This window comes from Ferruginibacter sp. (genome assembly GCF_028288465.1).
Lineage (GTDB): Bacteria > Bacteroidota > Bacteroidia > Chitinophagales > Chitinophagaceae > Ferruginibacter.
The window spans coordinates 141536-161688 of record NZ_JAQBNR010000011.1 but is presented as its reverse complement, the minus strand read 5'-3'; the positions used below and the strand labels follow the sequence as shown (position 1 = coordinate 161688).

The 20153-nt window shown below is 42.6% G+C and carries 17 protein-coding genes; 9 read left to right on the top strand and 8 right to left on the bottom strand.

Annotated features, from left to right (window positions below; genetic code table 11):
- Positions 1–357: 357 nt before the first annotated feature.
- The 9 genes from JWR61_RS04545 (at position 358) to mmuM (ending at position 8187) form a co-directional block, all read left to right on the top strand.
- Positions 358–1683 carry an O-acetylhomoserine aminocarboxypropyltransferase/cysteine synthase family protein gene (locus tag JWR61_RS04545; RefSeq protein WP_301926663.1) on the top strand — a complete coding sequence of 442 codons (1326 nt, stop codon included), beginning with the start codon at positions 358–360 and terminating at the stop codon, positions 1681–1683.
- A 58-nt stretch (positions 1684–1741) separates the two neighbouring features.
- Positions 1742–2809 carry a homoserine O-acetyltransferase gene (gene metX / locus JWR61_RS04540; protein ID WP_301926662.1) on the top strand — a complete coding sequence of 356 codons (1068 nt, stop codon included), beginning with the start codon at positions 1742–1744 and terminating at the stop codon, positions 2807–2809.
- A gap of 269 nt (positions 2810–3078) precedes the next feature.
- The gene (locus JWR61_RS04535; protein ID WP_301926661.1) at positions 3079–3471 is read left to right on the top strand and encodes a carboxypeptidase-like regulatory domain-containing protein; all 393 of its coding nucleotides are present in this window, start codon (positions 3079–3081) and stop codon (positions 3469–3471) included.
- Between the two features lie 21 nt (positions 3472–3492).
- Positions 3493–4704, top strand: coding sequence for a peroxiredoxin (locus JWR61_RS04530; RefSeq protein WP_301926660.1), 1212 nt, complete (start codon positions 3493–3495; stop codon positions 4702–4704).
- 28 nt (positions 4705–4732) lie between these two features.
- Positions 4733–5194 (top strand): DUF4395 domain-containing protein, encoded by a 462-nt coding sequence (locus JWR61_RS04525; protein ID WP_301926659.1) that lies wholly within the window; start codon positions 4733–4735, stop codon positions 5192–5194.
- A 143-nt stretch (positions 5195–5337) separates the two neighbouring features.
- Positions 5338–6510: a chromate transporter gene (locus tag JWR61_RS04520; protein ID WP_301926658.1), complete on the top strand. Its 1173-nt coding sequence runs from the start codon at positions 5338–5340 to the stop codon at positions 6508–6510.
- On the top strand, positions 6507–7028 hold the full coding sequence (locus tag JWR61_RS04515) for a superoxide dismutase (protein WP_301926657.1): 522 nt from the start codon (positions 6507–6509) through the stop codon (positions 7026–7028). The genes JWR61_RS04520 and JWR61_RS04515 overlap by 4 nt, the downstream gene beginning before the upstream one ends.
- Positions 6991–7230, top strand: coding sequence for a Fe-Mn family superoxide dismutase (locus JWR61_RS04510; RefSeq protein WP_301926656.1), 240 nt, complete (start codon positions 6991–6993; stop codon positions 7228–7230). Before JWR61_RS04515 ends, JWR61_RS04510 begins: the two co-directional genes overlap by 38 nt.
- Before the next feature lie 27 nt (positions 7231–7257).
- Complete coding sequence (gene mmuM, locus JWR61_RS04505) at positions 7258–8187, top strand: homocysteine S-methyltransferase (RefSeq protein WP_301926655.1); 930 nt, start codon at positions 7258–7260, stop codon at positions 8185–8187.
- Between the two features lie 8 nt (positions 8188–8195).
- On the opposite strand, the gene JWR61_RS04500 is transcribed toward mmuM, so the two are convergent.
- The 8 genes from JWR61_RS04500 to JWR61_RS04465 form a co-directional block, all read right to left on the bottom strand.
- Positions 8196–9323 (bottom strand): formylglycine-generating enzyme family protein, encoded by a 1128-nt coding sequence (locus tag JWR61_RS04500; protein ID WP_301926654.1) that lies wholly within the window; start codon positions 9321–9323, stop codon positions 8196–8198.
- Positions 9324–9325: 2 nt separating this feature from the next.
- Positions 9326–10768 (bottom strand): arylsulfatase, encoded by a 1443-nt coding sequence (locus JWR61_RS04495; RefSeq protein ID WP_301926653.1) that lies wholly within the window; start codon positions 10766–10768, stop codon positions 9326–9328.
- Positions 10769–10852: 84 nt separating this feature from the next.
- Entirely contained in the window at positions 10853–11827 is a 975-nt protein-coding gene (locus JWR61_RS04490) for a hypothetical protein (protein WP_301926652.1), read from the bottom strand.
- Positions 11828–11907: 80 nt separating this feature from the next.
- Complete coding sequence (locus tag JWR61_RS04485) at positions 11908–13008, bottom strand: sterol desaturase family protein (RefSeq protein ID WP_301926651.1); 1101 nt, start codon at positions 13006–13008, stop codon at positions 11908–11910.
- 11 nt (positions 13009–13019) lie between these two features.
- Positions 13020–13142, bottom strand: a complete 123-nt coding sequence (locus JWR61_RS04480) for a hypothetical protein (RefSeq protein WP_301926650.1) — start codon at positions 13140–13142, stop codon at positions 13020–13022.
- Between the two features lie 24 nt (positions 13143–13166).
- Positions 13167–15011 (bottom strand): arylsulfatase, encoded by a 1845-nt coding sequence (locus tag JWR61_RS04475; RefSeq protein ID WP_301926649.1) that lies wholly within the window; start codon positions 15009–15011, stop codon positions 13167–13169.
- A gap of 134 nt (positions 15012–15145) precedes the next feature.
- Positions 15146–16732 carry a RagB/SusD family nutrient uptake outer membrane protein gene (locus JWR61_RS04470; protein WP_301926648.1) on the bottom strand — a complete coding sequence of 529 codons (1587 nt, stop codon included), beginning with the start codon at positions 16730–16732 and terminating at the stop codon, positions 15146–15148.
- 19 nt (positions 16733–16751) lie between these two features.
- A complete protein-coding gene (locus JWR61_RS04465) occupies positions 16752–19958 on the bottom strand; it encodes a TonB-dependent receptor (RefSeq protein ID WP_301926647.1) in 3207 nt (1068 codons plus the stop codon).
- Positions 19959–20153: the final 195 nt, after the last annotated feature.

Here is a 20153-nt window from a genome sequence, read left to right as displayed (position 1 = left end):
TAGCATGCCGAAAGCCAGGCCCCTTCAACGAAAATTTAGAGCGCCTCCTATCCGGCATTTCACTTCCCGTACATAAGTCGCATTTAACAGGCCGCGTTAATTTTGTGAAAATAGAAATAATAAAATTTGGAAAAATCAACTAACCTTCTATCTTTGTCTATCAACCTGATAGACTAATGAATTTATCATTGTCATACAATCTTCGAATGTGCGTTAAACACCTGCCGGTCCATTGTTGCCAGTGGCTGCCGCGATGTTAAAAATAATCCCTCTTTTAATGCGCCAATATCCCCTGTTACCAGCAAAGCATTTTGTTAAACAAATCATCCATCTATAATCATACTAAAAAAAACAGTTATGAGCCAAACACTTCATTTTGACACGTTGCAATTACATGCAGGACAACAGATAGATCCCACTACCAATTCAAGGGCGGTACCTATCTACCAAACCACTTCCTATGCTTTTAACAGCAATGAACATGCAGCCAATCTTTTCGGCCTTAAGGAATTTGGTAACATCTACACCCGTATAATGAATCCAACCACGGATGTATTTGAACAACGCATTGCAGCGCTGGAAGGCGGTGTGGCTGCACTGGCAACATCCTCCGGCCAGGCTGCACAGTTTTTGGCATTAAACAACATTTTGCAGGCTGGTGATAATTTTATCTCTACTACTTTTTTATACGGTGGTACCCACAACCAGTTTAAGGTTGCATTTAAACGCCTTGGCATTGAAGTAAGATTTGCTGATGGCGATGACGTGGAAAGTTTTGTAAAGCACATCGATAAAAATACCAAGGCCATTTACCTGGAAACAATCGGCAACCCAAGATTGAACGTTCCTGATTTTGAAAAGTTTGCTGCACTTGCAAAAGAATACGATCTGCCGCTGATTGTTGACAATACATTCGGCACAGCAGGCTATCTTTTCCGCCCGCTGGAACATGGCGCCAACATTGTTGTTGAATCTGCTACCAAGTGGATTGGCGGCCATGGCACCAGCATTGGTGGCGTTATTGTTGACGGCGGAAATTACAACTGGGGCAATGGCAAATTTCCACAATTTACAGAACCGAGTGAAGGCTATCACGGATTAAAATTCTGGGACGTTTTTGGTGAAGGCAATCCGCTCGGTTTACCCAATATTGCTTTTGCCATTCGTGCAAGAGTTGAAGGTCTGCGTGACTTCGGTCCTTCACAAAGTCCGTTTAATTCATTTCTTTTATTGCAGGGTATTGAAACGTTAAGCCTGCGGGTACAACGCCATGTAGACAATGCGCTGACCCTGGCAACATGGCTGGAGCAACACCCTTCAGTAGAGTTTGTTGAGTACCCGGGCCTGCAAAGCAGCCCTTACCATGCACTGGCAAAAAAATACCTGCGCAATGGTTTTGGAGGCATCTTAAATTTTGGCGTAAAAGGTGGTAAAGAAAATGCGGGTAAATTCATCAATTCATTAAAACTGGTAAGTCACCTTGCCAATGTGGGCGACGCAAAATCACTGGCCATTCATCCAGCCTCAACAACACACGAGCAGTTGAGCGCTGAAGAACAAATTATTTCCGGCGTACAGCCAAACCAGGTACGCATCAGTGTAGGCATAGAACACATTGAAGATATTAAAGCAGATTTTGAACAGGCATTCGCGGCAGTATTTGCAAGTGAGTTGGTTGCTTAAATTTTCAGAATCAGCTTAACAACAACTAATAAAACACTAAGGCATTTAACGCAATAGCATGGCAGAAATATTCAAACACACAACACCTTTTACTTTAGAGTCGGGCATTACTTTAATGCAATATCATCTTGCCTATACAACCTATGGCAGGCTGAATAAAAACAAAGACAATGTAGTTTGGATATTTCATGCTCTTACTGCCAACAGCGAAGTAACAGAATGGTGGCCGGGCTTAACAGGAGAAGGTAAATTATTTGACCCGGCCAACCATTTTATTGTTTGTGTAAACATCCCGGGTAGTTGCTACGGCAGTATTGGTCCGCTTGAAATAAATGTTGCCACCCGGCAACCCTGGTATCATGATTTTCCCTTTTTTACTACAAGGGATATGATCCGGGCTTACCAGCCATTAAAAGATTTTCTAGGTATACAAACTATTCATGCTGGTATTGGCGGTTCAATGGGTGGCCAACAATTATTGGAGTGGGCCATCGAAGAACCGCTTCTGTTTAAGCACGTGATTTTATTAGCCACCAATGCTTTTCATTCCCCCTGGGGCATTGCCTTTAATGCCACGCAACGACATGCCATTGAAACAGACCCAAGCTGGATGGAAAGTAATGAAACGGCCGGCCTTAAAGGCATGATGGTGGCAAGGGAAATTGCATTGATCAGTTACCGCAATTACAATACGTACAACCTGGGGCAAACAGAAGACTCCAATGAAAAAACAGCGCATTTTAAAAGCGAATCTTATCAACAATACCAGGGCGTAAAGCTAGCCCGGCGCTTCAATGCCTTTAGCTACTATTTTTTAAGCCGCAGCATGGATGCGCACAACGTTGGAAGACAAAGAGGCTCCGTACAGGAAGCATTAAAAAAAGTGCAGGCAAAAACACTTGTCATCAGTATTAGTTCAGACATTTTATTTCCGCCTGTTGAACAGGAATTAATTGCAACACACATTGAAGGTGCTGTCTACAAGGCAATTGATTCCACCTTTGGACATGATGGTTTTTTATTGGAGTTTGACCAAATTCAATACGTGATCAACGAATTTTTTGGTGATAAAAATAATATAGAAGAAAATCTTGCAGCCGAAAAAAATGTGTTGAACACTTTTTAACTACTTATAGCATTTCTTCGCTTAGCAATTCCATAATTTTAAAACTATTAACTTTCTGCTACAAAAATTTGTGTTACATTTGTCCACTATTTTAGTAGACTTTATTTATATGGCACATTTACTACATTCTTCCACTTCACTGCACCTGTACAGCAATTTATTTTCTGGCATTGATTGCAAAATTTCAGCACCCGCCAAACCTTATGGTTGTTGTTGATATGAACAATACGTTTTAAGCAATTTCTATTCGCAACGAAAATATCAGCATCATGAAATCATTATCCATTTTTATAGCAGTTACAACATTGCTATTCACCACTTTTTCTTACACGTTTGCACAAGATAAAAGAACCACCATTAACGGAAAAGTGATTTCTTTTGAAGAATCTTTTCCGCTGGAAGGCATCACCATTGCGATTAAAGGAACCAGCAACCGTACGGTCACGCAAGCAGATGGAAAGTTTAGCCTTGCCATTACACAGGCAGACAAAACGCTGGTGATAAGTAGTAACGAATATCAAACAATTGAGATAGCCATTGTTCCCAATAAAATTAGCTATGAGATTGTGCTGCAACGCAAAGTCAATTCGCCGGCAGGCGTAAAAAATAGTTTGCTATCTTCAATCAAATTAAACAAAACTGCCCGGGTTGATGGCAGGTAATACCGGTAAATAAATAATACAATGATGCGGCTTTTTCTTTTATTGACATGTGTTCTTTTGACGGTTACTGCTACTGCACAACAGGGCAACTGGACGGCACAAATACAGCGCCCCGATGGCAACAAAATCGTGTTTACATTCGAGTGGAAAACAGAGAATGGTAAACCGGTTTGGTATATAAAAAATGCAGCTGAAAAAATAAAAGTTCAAAATATTACCGTATCTGGTGACTCGTTGATTGTACAAATGCCGGTTTTTGAATCACAGTTCAGGATAATGGCTAATAACAATATCATCAGTGGTGTATGGATAAAAAGAGGAGCTGTAAAAACACAGGTATTGCCCTTTACTGCAACGCCTGGTAATAACAGGTTTACCCCCGGTGGTAAGCCAACACAAAACATTTCGGGCAGGTGGGCTGTAACATTTGGAGAAGGCGCCGGAGCAGAATCATCGGTGGGTGAATTTGTACAAAAAGGTAACCTGCTAACGGGTACATTTCTAAATGCCTCCGGTGATTACCGTTACCTGGAAGGCATTGTAACAAAAGACAGTCTGTTACTTTCAGGTTTCGATGGCGGTCATGCATATCTGTTTAGGGCGCTGATATCAAATGCTCATACTATCACCAACGGGCAATTTTTCTCAGGTAGCGGAGGCAAACAAAATTGGGTGGCTGTAAAAAACAGCGCAGCCAAACTGGCTACAGAATCAGTTGCCATGTTTGTAAAAGCTGGCCAGGAAAAACTGGATTTTACTTTTAAAAACCTGGAGGGAAAGCCGGTATCAATTAATGATGACCGTTTTAAAAACAAAGTGGTGATCATCCAGATAATGGGTAGCTGGTGTCCTAATTGCATGGACGAAACCGCTTTTTTAAGTGACTACTATAACAGGAATAAACAACGTGGTGTGGAAGTTATCGCGTTGGCTTACGAGTACACAACGGACTGGCAAAGATCGCTTAACAGTCTTAAAAAATTTCAGCACCGCTTTAACGTACAATACCCTATTTTAAACACCGAAGTTACTGTAGGAGATAGTTTGAAAACAGAAAAAACATTGCCGCAGGTAACCGCTATTCAATCTTTTCCTTCCTCTATCATTCTTGATAAAAAGGGAAAAATACGCAAGCTGGATACAGAGTTTAACGGGCCTGCAACCGGTATTCATTATACTGAATATAAAAAAGAATTTGAGCAAACGATCAACGGATTGCTGAAAGAAAACTAAACTTATTACCATCAAATTAAAAAACATCATGGCCAATAACAACATTGAATGCCCGGTAGATTTTGTCACCATCAATGAAAACAAAGCAAGATTAACCGCAGGACTGGTATTCATTCTTACGCTTGTCTACCTTTTTACCAGCCTTTGGGTTATCCCTGCATTTTTGCTGATAGACTTTTTTGTACGCGGATTTAATTTTGCCAATTACAGTTTACTGGGCGTAGTGTGCGATAAACTAGTGGCTGCATTTTCAATAAAAAATAAACCCACCGACCGGGCACCCAAAAGGTTTGCTGCAAAAATTGGGTTTCTTTTTTCAGCGGCCATCCTGGTTTGCATTGCTGCTGATTTAAAAAACAGCGCATTGGTATTGGCAATAGTACTGGCTACTTTTGCCCTGCTGGAAGCTGCTGTCGGCTTTTGCGCAGGCTGTCATGTATACAGTTTTTACACCCGGTTTTTAAAAAAGAAAACAACGTTGCTGCCATAGTATGTTTGTATTAGATGCAGATGTCTCCGGATTTAAACCTGTCAACTACTTCATCTTATTCTGTCCTTTGATAACATATTATCCGTCTCCCATGGTTAAACGACTGCTGCGTTAATTGGCTTTAACCTGAGAAGAAAAACAATATGACGGACAAAAAAGAAGCAACCTATAGTATCCACCAACTGGCAATCTATTTTTTAAGATTGGGTACCACCGGTTTTGGTGGTCCTGTCGCATTGGTGGGATACATGCATAAAGACCTGGTAGAAAAACGGGGCTGGATAACAGAGGAAGAATACAAACAGGGGCTTGCCCTTGCACAACTGGCGCCCGGCCCGCTGGCGGCACAGTTGGCTATTTACCTGGGCTTCGTACATCATAAAGTTGCAGGTGCAACAATAGCGGGGATTGCTTTTGTAATCCCTTCTTTTATAATGGTGGTATTGTTGGGCATGGCCTATAAATTATACGACGGACTCGTTTGGATGCAGGCTGTATTTTATGGTGTAGGAGCAGCTGTCATCGGTATCATTACAAATAGTTCTTACAAACTCACCACAAAATCAATCGGCAAGTTTAACCTGGCTTCTTTTAAACAACATTGGCTGTTATGGCTGTTTTATATCGCAGCAGCAATCATTACTTTTATTACCCAACATGAGCAGCTGTTGCTGTTTGTTGGTGCAGGGCTTATTTATATGTTTGTAAAAGCACCCCCCAAATGGTTCAGCAATAAAACGGCCAATACTTTTGTTCTTTTACAAATTGGTTTCTGGAACTATGAGGCCGGCACACTGGGCAAAATAGCCATCTTCTTTGCCAAAGCGGGGGCCTTTGTTTTTGGAAGCGGCCTTGCCATTGTTCCATTTTTACATGCAGGTGTTGTAACAGAAAATCATTGGTTAAATGAACAACAATTTGTAGATGCGGTAGCCGTAGCCATGATCACGCCCGGCCCGGTGGTAATTACGGTCGGTTTTATCGGTTATCTGATAGCCGGTTTTCCTGGTGCCTCAGTTGCGGCACTGGCCACTTTTTTGCCTTGTTACCTGTTTACCATTATACCAGCTCCCTATTTTAAAAAGATAGCAAAAAATCAATCCATCAAAGCGTTTGTAGATGGCATTACAGCCGCCGTGGTTGGTGCTTTGGTGGGTTCAGTAGTTGTCATTGCCTCCAGGAGTATCACCGATATTACAACGGCCGTCATAGCCGCAATAACAATTACCGCCTTACTTGTTAACAAAAAAATTCAGGAACCCTACGTAATTTTAGTCGCTGCACTATTGGGCATCATCATAAAAATAGTTGTATGAACAGAATGCATTTTTTAAAAGCAGGAAGTTTAGCCGGAGCCGCCACTTTTTTGGGAACCAACACTGCCTTTGCAAAAAACCTGGCCGACAATTCTATTGATAAACTGGTGGATGCAAATGGCAATTATATCCAGCCGGCATTGTCATACAGCGAAAGTTTTTTAGAGCCTTATATGGATGCTGAAACCATGCACCTGCATTATACCTTTCATCATGGTGGTGCGGTTAAAGGAGCCAATAAAGATTTGCAAATGATTAAAAAAGGGCTGGATGACAACAACCTGGAAACAGTAGATTTCTGGACCAAAAAGTTATCCTATCATTTTTCATCGCATATTTTACATTCTATCTTCTGGACAAATCTTATTAATAAAAAAACGGAACCCAGCGGAGATTTATTAAAACGCATTGAGAAAAATTTTGGCAGCAAAGAACGCTTAAAATCATTGATTTCAGAAACCTTCAAAAATGTGGATGGCAATGGATGGCATCGTGGCTTATCAACCTTACAGCGATAGCCTGACAGTTTTGCAATGTGAGAACCACGAAAAACTTACTCAATGGGGCGCCATTCCATTACTGGTGATTGATGTTTGGGAGCATGCCTATTATTTAAAATACAAAATCAAACGCACTGATTTTGTTGATACACTGTTCAATATTATCAACTGGGATAATGTGGCGCAACGATTGGATACCGCTGTGAAGCTGACAAAATAAGACTGTCCTTTTACCAATACACCATATATGAAAAATCTGTTTGCGCCATTTATAGCCGATAAAGGAATTGTAATTTCCGATGGCGCAATGGCTACCGAACTGGAAGCACGTGGCGCCAATCTGAATCATGCCTTGTGGTCGGCCAAATTGCTGAAAGAAGATCCGCAATTAATTCAGCAGGTGCATTATGATTACCTGATAGCTGGCGCAGACATCATCACTACGGCAAGTTACCAGGCAAGTTTTGAAGGTTTTGAAAAAAATGGCTACACAAAAGAGCAGGCAGTTGAATTGATGCAGCTGAGTGTAACACTGGCCATTAATGCCCGCAACGAAGCGATGAAAACTGTATCCCGTAAAACACAACCACTGGTTGCCGCCTCTGTAGGGCCATACGGTGCATCGCTTGCCGACGGATCTGAATACCGCGGTAACTATGGCGTTAGCGTAGACGCATTAAAATTATTTCACCGGGAGCGTTTAAAAGTACTGATTGATGCCGGAGCTGATTTTTTGGCTTGCGAAACAATTCCCTGTATTGAGGAAGCGATTGCCCTTGTTGAATTGCTTGCAGAATTTCCGCGTGTGTATGCATGGATCAGTTTTAGTTGTAAGAATGAAACACATATCAGCAGTGGAGAAAATTTTGCCGATGCTATCAAACTCGTCAGTCAAAGTCCGCAAATTATTGCAGCCGGTGTTAATTGCACGGCTCCACAATACATCGTATCGCTGATAACAATTGCCGCCCAACAAACAGATAAACCTATTGTAGTATATCCTAACAAAGGCGAAACCTGGGATGCTGTCAGCAAATGCTGGTTGCCTGATACAGCACATCACAATCATTTTATTAATGATGCGAAAAGTTGGTTCGCAGCCGGTGCAACAATTATTGGCGGCTGCTGCCGGACAACACCCGAAGACATCCGGCAGTTGCAGGAATGGGCTTCATAGCTACTAATCTATTTCACATCCTTCACACAACGGAACCCTAAATTATTACCTGCACTGGAGGTTTCGCCCTTACCCCTGCTGCCGGCTTTATACCGGATGCAATACTGATCGCTGCAAATAAATGACCCTCCTCTTTGCACATGTTTTTCAAGGCCGGGCTCATCGGGGTCTAAACTATCAGCCGGACCTTTCGGGTTATTGGCAGGACTACTTTTATAATAATCGGGCCGGTACAAATCACTGCACCATTCCCACACATTTCCGTCCATATCATACAAACCATACGGGTTGGCGGGAAAAGATTTCACCGGCGCTACACCACTGAATCCATCCTCCTTCGTATTGTGATCCGGGAAATTACCCTGGTAGATATTGGCCACCCATTTATCGCCGGGCTTCAACTCACCACCCCAATAGTATTTGGTAGCGGGCCTTCCAGCCCTCGCGGCAAATTCCCATTCCGCTTCAGTAGGTAATCTTTTACCTGCCCATTTTGCATAAGCCGATGCATCTGCGTAGCATATCTGTACAACGGGTTCTTTTAATTTTCCTGCAATGGAACTTGAAGGACCGCGGGGATGTCTCCAGTTAGCACCGGGCAGATACACCCACCATTGGTAAGGATCTTCCAGTGAAACAGGTTTTTCGGTTGGTGTAAATACGGCAGAACCCGGCACCAATTTTTGTTTTGCAACACCCGGATAATCTTTCGGATTCAGCGGACGTTCAGCAATTGTTTTATAACCTGTCGCCTTGACGAATTTTTCAAACTGTGCATTCGTTACCTCATGTTCGTCCATCAGGAATGGCTTTAAAGTAACACTATGAACGGGCTTGCAATCTTCATATTCATCCGTACCCATTTTAAATGTTCCACCTGGGATTAATTTCATTTCTTCACTGATGTTGTTATCCGCAACAACACTATTTTCAAACGACACCATTTTAAAGGCAAATGAACGGGAAGGTATTTTTGCGGATGTACTTACGCATGCTATACAGCTTAATTTTTCATGGGCGACTAAACCAGCTACCCCATCGTTGCCTCTTTTCTTTTTTGTAAAAGCCGTGATTAAGGTAATGCATGCAATGGTTGGTATTATCAGTATTGCCCTACTAAAATTTAATTGCTTCATGGTTATTCTTCGTGTTTAAATGGAAACAATGCTGACCGGACATGTGCTTTGTCCATCAGCAATTTTAATTCTTTTGCTTTAGCAGGATAACGGAACGCCAGGTTATTTTTTTCACCCGGATCTTTTGATAAATCATACAATTCAACAGGTCCGTCCGGCAGGGAATCTACCAGTAAGCGAATGGCTTTCCAGTTGGCTTTTCTTATGGCCTGTTTGCCGCCTTGCTCGTGAAACTCCCAGTAAAGGTAATCGTGATGTTGTTGTTTATTTTTTGCGGTAAGTGTCGCAAGAAATGAAATACCGTCTGTTTGCTTTGCCGGTTTGGCATTTGCCAGTTCAGCAAAAGTGGAAAACAAATCCCAGAAGGCGCCCACATGTTGCGTGGTTGTTCCGGCCTTTATTACACCATTCCAGCTGGCGATAAAAGGGATGTGGATACCGCCTTCGGTAAGGTCGCGTTTTGTACCGCGAAAGCCGCCGCCGCTGTTAAAAAAAACGGGATCAGCACCGCCTTCCATGTGCGGACCATTATCACTCGTAAAAATGATCAGCGTATTTTTCTCCAGGCCTTTCTCTTTTAATTTGCTGACTACCTGTCCCACATACATATCCAGCCTGCTGACCATCGCAGCGAATGTTGCGTGCGGGTATTGCTGTGATGCATAGCCATCCGATACTGCTCCGGCACCATAATCCTTGCCCTTATAAGGTGTTTCTTTAAACCGGCCTTTGTAGTATTGAAAAATGCTGTCATCCGGCACGGCTAATTCCGCATGCGGTAATGTATAGGGCAAAAACAAAAAGAATGGTTTACTGCCATCATCGGCGCTGATAAAATCAATAGCCTGGCGTTGAATCAAATCGGGTGCATATTGTTTTTGTTGTAGAAAACCGGCGTTGCCTTCGAGTTCTATTTTTTGGTTGTTGCTCCAAAAATGTGTTGGGTAATACCGGTGCGCCAAACTCTGACAATTGTAGCCGTAAAAAACATCAAAGCCATGTTTATTGGGGTCGCCGGAAGAACCTACAGGACCCAATCCCCACTTACCAAACGCACCTGTTCTGTAGCCTGCCTGTTTTAATATTTCTGTGAATGTGAGAACAGAATCCGGGATGGGTTGCTGACCTTCAGGTGATACCCCTGCGTTGCCACGTATAAACGTATGCCCGGTATGCAGGCCCGTCAGCAACGCTGATCTGGATGGTGCACACACGGTAGCGCCTGCGTAAAATTGTTTAAACACCATCCCGCTTTTTGCCAGTTGATTGATGTTGGGTGTGCGGATTAATTTTTGTCCGTTGATGCCAATGTCACCATACCCAAGATCATCTGCTAAAATGAAAACAATGTTTGGTTTTGCTCTATGTGTCTGTGCATTTGCTCGCAACAACCATAGCATAAGCAGGCAAACCATTAATAAACGCCGGTAAATTTTTCTCTTCATGTTAAACAAATATCCTTATTAAACCTATCACGTGGTTTATATCAGGTAACAATTTTATCCGGTCGCAACCGGACCGGGCAAAGTTTATTGACTATTAGTTTTTATCTCACCTTTTACAGTATTGCTCTTTAACCCAGTCAAAGAAGGCGTACACGATTTTAACACATCTGTTTTAACAAGCAACGCCTGCTCCTGTTGTACGGTGGAAGCACTTAAATTCAGCAGGCCAAATTGATGGTTGAATTGCTGGCCTTTTGCAATTACCCACGTTAAAAAATCAGTCACTAACTGGTGATTTTTTGTTTCACTGAAAATTACATTTACATTTTCTGTTGGGATTTTGGGATGATTTGTTTTTTCAACAAATAACACTACCCCATCCAATGTTGCATATATTTTTTCCTCTGCATCTATCTTTCCATTTTCGTTTAAATCAATCGGAACGATTGCGATGCTGTCATTCACTTTTCTTGTTTGAATATTGTAGATAATACCCAGGCTGTTGTGAGATACCGCATTGACATCAGCCTTTACAGCTTCCAGCAAATCCTGGTCATCGCCGGCTACGCCCGTTCCTTTTATATCCTTATGATCACCACCAAAGTGATTGGCAAATGCCACGGAAGAACAGGCGGCTTTCTGGCGCTTGTACACTGTATACGAACTATTGAAACCATTGGCGGCACTTGCATCTGTAAAATAAATCTGCCTGAAATTTGCTTCTGTAAAGCCTTTCCCGGTAAGTATATTTAAATCAGGCCTTGCACTATTTACAACCGGCAGTTGCACGTACCGGGTTAGGGCAACACTGGTTTGTCCCTCCTTTACATCCCCCGGTTGTAGTATGTGCGACGCAATCAAAATGTCTGCACTATCTGCAGGTATACCGGATGCAACCTGGATGGTAACTTCAGGATGAACCTTCCTGTACTCTTCCGCCCATTTTTTAAATATGGGAAAGGTAAATCTTGTTCCGGTAATGCGCAACGTTGAAGCGGTTTGCGCTTTACCTGCTGTAACAATCAGCGCAAGCAACGTAAAAAATACTGTCTTTTTCATTGTGTTCATTTAAAAGCACAATGGCCGTATAACACGACCATCATGCATGTGTGTATTTAACCAAAACCGACTACCATGATTTATGCAACAGCCTCTCTTTTTAATTGCTTCGAAACATACAGATCGGATTCATCAAAAAGTACCGGACCTACTTCGTCGCCAACCTCGGGCCCGTTAGCAGAAAGTTCACTCCCTGCCACTTTCGACTTAAAGATGGGCCATAAGAATTGTGCATACCATTCTTCCTGTTTGTAAAATTTAATACCAAAGGTTGTTGGATACCTGCGGGTGATGATGCCCGTTTTAAAAATTACATCCCACAAAAAAAACATGTTGCCAAAATTACCCTTGTAGTTACCAACGCCATCACCAACGGTGTCGGCATGATGCGACTGGTGCGTAGCAGGTGTAGATATCAATCTTTCCAATACCCATGCTATAGGGTGCAACGCCTTGTATTTATAAAGTGGTTTATCCCAGGCGATACTTGAATGTGCCGAAAGCGTAATGAACGATTTGATAACAGTCACCACCAATGCCGGAAAACCAAGTCCTAAATAAATAAGGGCTGCCGTTAAATAGATCTGCGAAAAGAAAACTGTGTAAATAAAATTCTGCCTGCTCGCCATGGCCATACCCATGTAAGGAGCTGAGTGATGCGTACGGTGAAAACGCCATAAAAAAGGCACCTGGTGATGCAGGCGATGATACCAGTATTGTGTTAAATCATCCGCGACTGCGATGATAAAAAAGCCCGCCCAGAAAGGCACCCATGAAAATTCATTGGCAAGACCAGGCAATATCAATGGCAACAGTTTCAGACTAAAAAAAGCAGTTACCGGTGGCAGCAAAAACTTAGGCGCTAAAAAACAAACGATGTCCACCTTGCGCTCACTCTTTGTCCATTTGTTATCATACAAACCAAGTGCAAATTCTATTGCACCCAGCACCAATGCAATTACCAAAAAGCCCCATGACCTGATATTTTTCAATGCAGGTTCTAAAAACTTAAATACGGCCGGCACATCTACATTGGCCGGTTGATGGGTATTGTTTACCCATGGGGTTTGACCCTTGATTGCGAAATAGGCAAAGAGGGCAACCACGGGAAGTGCATAAATGAAAAGGCTTACGCTAATGTCTTTCCCGATTTTTTTTGCTAAAACTTTATCCAGCGCCATAATGGTTTGTTTTATTTGTTTAATAATATTTTTACGAGTAATAATCCGCCGGCGATGATAATCAGCGGCACAACGAAAATTAAAAATCCAACAAGTATCTTCTTTGAAATAATGTTTACATCTGTCAGCGTCATAACAATTGATTTATCTTTTATAAATTATTTTATTGGTGCCTGTGTATCGCTTCCATTTGGATGATGGATTTTTTTATTGTTCACATCATGCCAGTCGATCAACGGATAGAGGTGATTTTTTTCAGCCTGCTGATCAAATATTTTTTTCAACTCTGCCAACTTTTCAGGATATTTTTTTGCCAGGTTATTGCGTTCATTAAAGTCTTCATTCAGATTGTAGAGTTCCCATACATCATCATCAAAGCCCTTGTCTGCAACTGTTTCGCCCGGCTTAAAATCAAAATCAACATTGTCCGGATGGTGCGCTGCTTCAGCCTTCCAGCCGTTGTAGTAAATAGAGCGGGAGCCAAAAATGTAGTAATGCTGAATGGTATGCCTTGATGGCGCTTTGGCATCAGCAAAAGAATACAATAACGATGTTCCCTGGATGCTGTCCTGTTTTATGCCTCTCACATATTCCGGTGTATTGATTTTTAAAAACTCTAATGTAGTGGGCAACAAATCTATTACATGTCCGTACTGGTTGCGGATGCCACCTTTCTCTTTTATATTTTTTGGATTGAAAATAATGAGCGGGTTATGTGTTCCACCTTCTGCATCCGCATCCTGTTTCCATTCCCTGAAAGGGGTATTGGCTGCCTGCGCCCATCCCAACGGATAATTGGCAAACCCTGCTGCTGTGCCGATTGAATCAATATTCACAAGATTGGTTTTTAAATAATCAGCCTGCGTTTTTTTGCGGGCGGAGTTTGTTGCAGGCGTTATAGAACCTTCCAACGTCCCCTCCTTGCTGGCGCCGTTATCTCCGATGATAGCATATACAATTGTGTTGTCAAGCAAATTGTTTTCTCTTAAATAATTCACCACACGGCCTATTTGAAAATCTGTGTAGGTGAGGTAGCCTGCATACACTTCAAAAAAGCGGGCAAACAATTTTTTCTGATCTGCGGATAGCGAGTTCCACTCCTGTACCCTTGCGTTGCGTGGCGGCAGCTGCGCATTGGCTGGTATGATACCCTGCTTTTTTTGATTGGCAAAAACCTTTTCGCGGAATACATCCCATCCTTCATCAAATTTTCCTTTGTACTGATCGCTCCAGTATTTATCTACCTGGTGCGGTGCATGCGTTGCACCCGGTGAGTAATATAAAAAGAAAGGCTTACCCGGTGCATTCTTCTGCTGGCGGGCAATATAGCTGATTGCCTTATCGGTCATTTGCTCACTTAAGTGTCGTCCATCAGGCGTAACATGCGCATTGTCTTCAACCAGGTCTGGTTTATACTGATCGGTTTGAGACCCCAAAAATCCAAAGAAATGTTCAAAGCCTTTTCCGGATGGCCAGTGATCAAAAGGTCCTGCGTCGGTTGATTCTTCATCTGGCGTAACCCCATATTTGCCTACAGCAAATGTGTTGTAACCATTGTCCCGTAAAATCTCTGCGATGGTACCATCTTTCGCCGGCAGCCTTCCATCATAACCGGGAAAACCAGCAGACAAAGCAATATGAGAGAAGCCGCCCACGTGCACGAAATGACTGTTGCGCCCGGTCAACAATGCCGATCTTGTTGGAGCGCAAATGGCACAGGTATGAAAGTTGGTGTACCTTAAACCATTGTTGGCAAGACTGTCCAATGTAGGGGTACGGATTAACCCCCCAAATGCACTGGAAGCACCAAAGCCTACATCATCTAAAATAATCCATACAACATTGGGTGCCCCTGCCGGTGCTTTTACAGGTGCAGCCCACCACTCTTTTGATTCGCCCAATGTTTTGCCGATAACACCTTTAAATTCGGTATCATTTTGCGCTTTTACCCGCAATGGCAACAAGCCAATAACTATGATTGCGTATGCAATTGTCTTTTTCATTTGTTGTTTTTATTATGCTCTTAAAAATATTAGTTAGTTATGGGGTTGATGAGGACACCAACCCCCGGAGGTCAGTCGTGGACAGTCCCCACCCGCCACTCCCAAAAATTGTTACTTATGTCGATTGAGATAAATTACCAGCCCGGGTTTTGTTTAAAATTTGGATTGGTGCCCCCATACAAATCAATTTCTGTCTGTGGAATGGGGAACAAGGTGTCCTTTAATGTGGCGGCCGCTTTTGGATTTCCGGGCATGCTTTTTACAGCATCTAAATAATATTGACCGGGGCCTTTGTCTGTTCTTCTTACCAAATCAAACCAGCGCTGGCTTTCCTGTATAAACTCTCTTCTTCTTTCTGTAAAAACAGAATCCCTGAAATCTGCCTGGCTTAAGCCCGATGGTAAATCATACGCATCTTTTGAATAATTACCATTACCACTGTAGGAGTTAAAAGCCCTGCCACGAACAATATTAATGGCATGGTACGCATCCGGCGTGGGTGCGCCGTTGATTTCATTCAGCACTTCTGCATACAACAACAACACATCCGCATAGCGCAGCACAGGAAAATTGACTTTGCTGCTGCCGCCCTGGCTGCCGGGAAGCGCTGCTGTAAAACCAGGGCTCTGATCAACAAATTTTAAGAAATTATAGAACGGCCATCTGGCCCATTTTTGTGTTGACTGATTATACAATGAATCATAAAAAGTTGTGGAGCGGCGCTGGTCTTCTGCATTAAATAAATTTTCTATCACGGATGCATCGGCAGGTATATCTGCTGTATATGCAGACGTACTCCAGGTAAAAGAACTAAGGCTTTGGTTGCTTACAAAACCGCCGGCGGTTCCATTAAACTGTGCTGAGAAAATATGCTCTTTACCATTTTTTGTTGCGGGCTGAAACACATCTGCAAATTTTGAAAAAAGATCATAGCCATAATTGCCAGTTGTATTTGTAAAACCGGTTCCTGAGGAAATAACTTTTTCCAACTCAGTTTTTGCCTTGTCCCATTCGTAATGCGTTGTATACACTTTTGCCAGCAAAGCATGTGCAGCACCGCTTGTAACACGCCCCACGTTTGCGCCAAAATACGTATCGGGTAACAGCGTTGCAGAATCCAGGTCAGCCTTTATCTGCAGGTAAACCGAATCTTTTGGTGTTCTGTTTATTTTCAAATCATTCACGTTAAGTGAGGTTAAATCGTGTAACACTACGGGCACGTCACCAAACAAACGCACCAGGTTAAAATAACCCAGGGCCCTGATAAATCTGGCTTCTCTTACCAGGTTTAGTGCACTATGCGAAGGATCTAAAAACTGCGCCGCAGGTATCGCCGGAATGTTATCAATGGCAATATTTGCTTTGTTGATACTCCAGTATAACTGCCCGTATATTTTACGCACCCTGTCGTTGGTGCTTACATAAGTTGCCGTGCCCAAAGCCCTCACATCAGGGTTGGTATTGGACGGACTGTACACCTGGTTATCGCTCGGGTTGTCTACCACCAAATTCAGGTTACGGCCATAGATTGCGAAATCATTATTGATGTCGGTACTTAGCGTACTGTAGACTGCGGTAACTGCTGCCACCGCATCCGACTGTGTTTGGTAAAAGCTTCCCGGTGTTAAATTACCGAGTGGATTTTCTTTCAGCTTATTGCAGGAGGTTAACAAGCTTGCTAATAAAACTGCTAAAGAAGATGCTATTATTGTTTGTTTCATTGTTTGCTGTTTTTAAAATTTAGAAGATAACCGTTACACCAACCTGGTAGGTTTTATAATTGGGATATACACCGAAGTCAATACCCGGCTGCAGGTTATTCTGGTCGTAGAAATTGGCTTCGGGATTAGCACCTGTATAAGATGTAATGGTTAATACATTTTGAGCAGATACATTCAGCTTAACTTGTTTGGCGCCGATTTTTGATGCAAACTTTTTAGGGAAATTATAACCCAGGGAAATATTTTTTAAGCGCACATAAGAGCCATCTTCAATGTAGGTATCCTGGACCTGTACCACAGGCGCATTCACGACTTTAGGAAAACGGCCTTTTGGATTGGCTACAGAATCCCACCTGTCCAGCAACACAGCAGAAACATTACTTGTAGTAGTTGTTTTTTCTAATTGCTGTTGCAACAGGTTAAATATTTTATTGCCAAAAGATCCCTGGAAAAGAAAGTTCAGATCAAAATCCTTATAACTGAGGGTATTGCTGAAACTGGCTGTAAATTTTGCCTGTGCACTGCCCAGGTTGTGCTTGTCGGTGGTAGTAATAGACTTGCCTGTAACACCGGCTGCATGCAGGTATTTCCTGTCGCCTGTTTGCTGAGATACACCTGATAATTTTGGTGCTGGTGCTTCCCCGTATACATCCGCCATAGTAAGCAAACCGTCTGTACTATATCCCCAAAACGTACCCACCGGAAGCCCCACTTTTACAATCACAGGAGATACCTGCCCTGTCGGTGCCACAGGTTGAAAAGATTTGCTTGGACCGAGGCTCAAAATTTTACTTACGTTTCTTGCATAGATCAGTGTTGACTTCCAGGAGAAATCCGTGGTCTTAATATTCTCTGTTGTAAGTGACAGTTCCAGACCCTTGTTTTCAAGGCTGCCGATGTTTTCAGAAATAGTTGAATAGCCCGTTGCCAGTGGAATCAAACCACCACCGCTGATAAACAAATCGGTTGTTTTTTTATAGTATACATCACCTGTCAACGTTATCCTGTTATGAAAAAAACCGAGGTCAATTCCTGCATTGTATTGCGTGGTTGTTTCCCATGATAAATCAGGATTGGATGGCTGTGTCGGCGACAATCCGTTTACCGCCGAGAGCGGACTACCGAAATAATAACCGTTGGAGTTGATGGTGGCTATTGAACTGTAGGCAGGGAAATTGGCGTTGCCTGCACGGCCGGCTGTCAACCTTAATTTAGCGTTGCTGATGATTTTATCAAACTGTTTTAAGAACTTCTCATCTGATGCATTCCAGGAAAATCCAACAGATGGAAAGAAGCCCCATTTGTTATTGGCGCCTGTTGTAGAGGCTCCGTCGAACCTGCCTGATACGGTTAAATTGTAACGATGTTCAAATGAATAAGAAACCCTGCCCAGCCATGAATTCCAGGTTTGTTTTGCCTCGCCTGAGCCGGTCACTTTATTGGCGGTAGCCAGGTATAAATTATTGTATCCTAAAGCATCGGAAGGAAAAGTTGTTCCAGCAAGAAAAGTATTTTCTGATTTTTGGTATTGTGTTGTGTAACCCGCCAGCAGGTTAATAAAATGTTTGGCTTTAAATGAGTGATCATAGGTGATTGTATTTTCATTCAGCCAACCAATATAATTGATTGTACCAACTGAACCCGAGCCTGCAATCGTACCGCTAGAGTTACCGGCAGCTGTATAGGAAGGTGCAAAATAATACAGCTTGGTATTTAACATATCCGTACCGAAAGTTGTCTTTGCTGTTAAGCCATCCAGTAATTTGTACTCGGCAGAAAAATTGCCTAGCAACCGGGAAAGCTTTGTTTGATTGGTAATTGAATTAATTGCCTGGATAGGATTATCTGCATATTGCTGACCGTTGATAGTATTGATTGTACCACCCAGCGCCGGCTGCAGGGTCGTATTGTATGATCCGTCTGCGTTTTTAATGGTCTGCAAAGGATTGGTTAAATACAAAGACGAATAAGCACTGCTGAAACCAATATCATTATATGCGGAGCCTCTTAATTTATTTTCGTTTGAATTGCTCCCGAAAATGCTGGTAGCAATTTTTAGTTTGGATGTAAAATTCTTCTCGTAATTAAAGCGTGCTGAGTATCGTTTAAAATCGGTTGCTATCAGCGTGCCCTCCTGGTTAAAATAATTTCCCTGGATAGAATACCGGGATTTTTCATCACCGCCATAAATACTTAACTGGTGATTTTGAGAGTTGCCTCTGCGGATGGCTTCTCCGGCCCAATCCGCATTTACTCCGGCCGCACCCAATGAATCGATGACCCTTTTGTTGCCAGCCAGTCCAACCTGGATAGTAGGCGTTGCCTTGTATAAATCATCAAACAGTTTTGCCCATTGGGGACCGGTGAGCACATCATTTCTTTTATCCACCCGCTGTGTTCCATAAGAACCGGTATAAGAAATATTGTTGGAGCCTTTAGAACCTTTTTTTGTCGTAATGATTACCACACCGTTCGCTCCCCTTGAACCATAAATGGCTGTAGCGGAGGCATCTTTTAATACATCGATCGACTCGATATCGCTTGGATTAATGGTAGCCAACCCATTGGTGGAAACCCCTGTCACGGCTGATCCGGAAGCAGGATTGAGATTCGTCAACCCGTTATCATTATAATAAATAAATCCATCAATTACATACAATGGATCATTACCAAAACTCAGCGAGTTTCCACCGCGTATCCTGATGCTGGAAGTAGCGCCCGGCTGCCCGGAGCTTTGTGTAACGTTTAGTCCGGCAACAGCGCCTTGTAAAAGATTATCAAAAGAAGGTGTTATCTGGTTCAGATTTTCCCTGGGTATGGTGGCAATTGAACCCGTGACGTCTTTTCTTCTTTGTGTTCCATACCCAACAACTGCCACTTCCGATAACTGGTTAGAAGTTTCAGCAAGCGTAACCGTTACAGGTTCACTGTCCGTAACTTGTATATCCTGCGATTGGTAGCCAACAAAACTGATGGAAAGCAGGAAGGGTGCTTTTTTATAAGTGGTTAGTTTGAATGCACCCTTCTCATCCGTGGTTACTGTATTGGTAGAGCCCTGCAGGTGTATCGTCGCACCAGTTAATCCATTTTTTGTTTTCTGCTCTATAATACGGCCCGTAATATTTGTCAGCACTCCATCCTGTGCAATGGATGGAAAAATTTTCAGCGCCAGCAATGCCGTTATGATAAACAGCTTTGCCTTATTGTATAATTTAATTGTACTCATGTTGATTGGTATATGGTTTAATTTCCGGTGCAATAAAATTTACCGGTTGTTTTATTATCTGTGCATTTAATTGAGGCAATAAAATGCCCGCTTACCTATTCTGATGAGCAAAAATGCCTTGGTGAAACCCGCCTCACGTGCGGGGTTTATATTAATTGCTATGATATTGATACCTGGCGTAACCTGTACAAATAA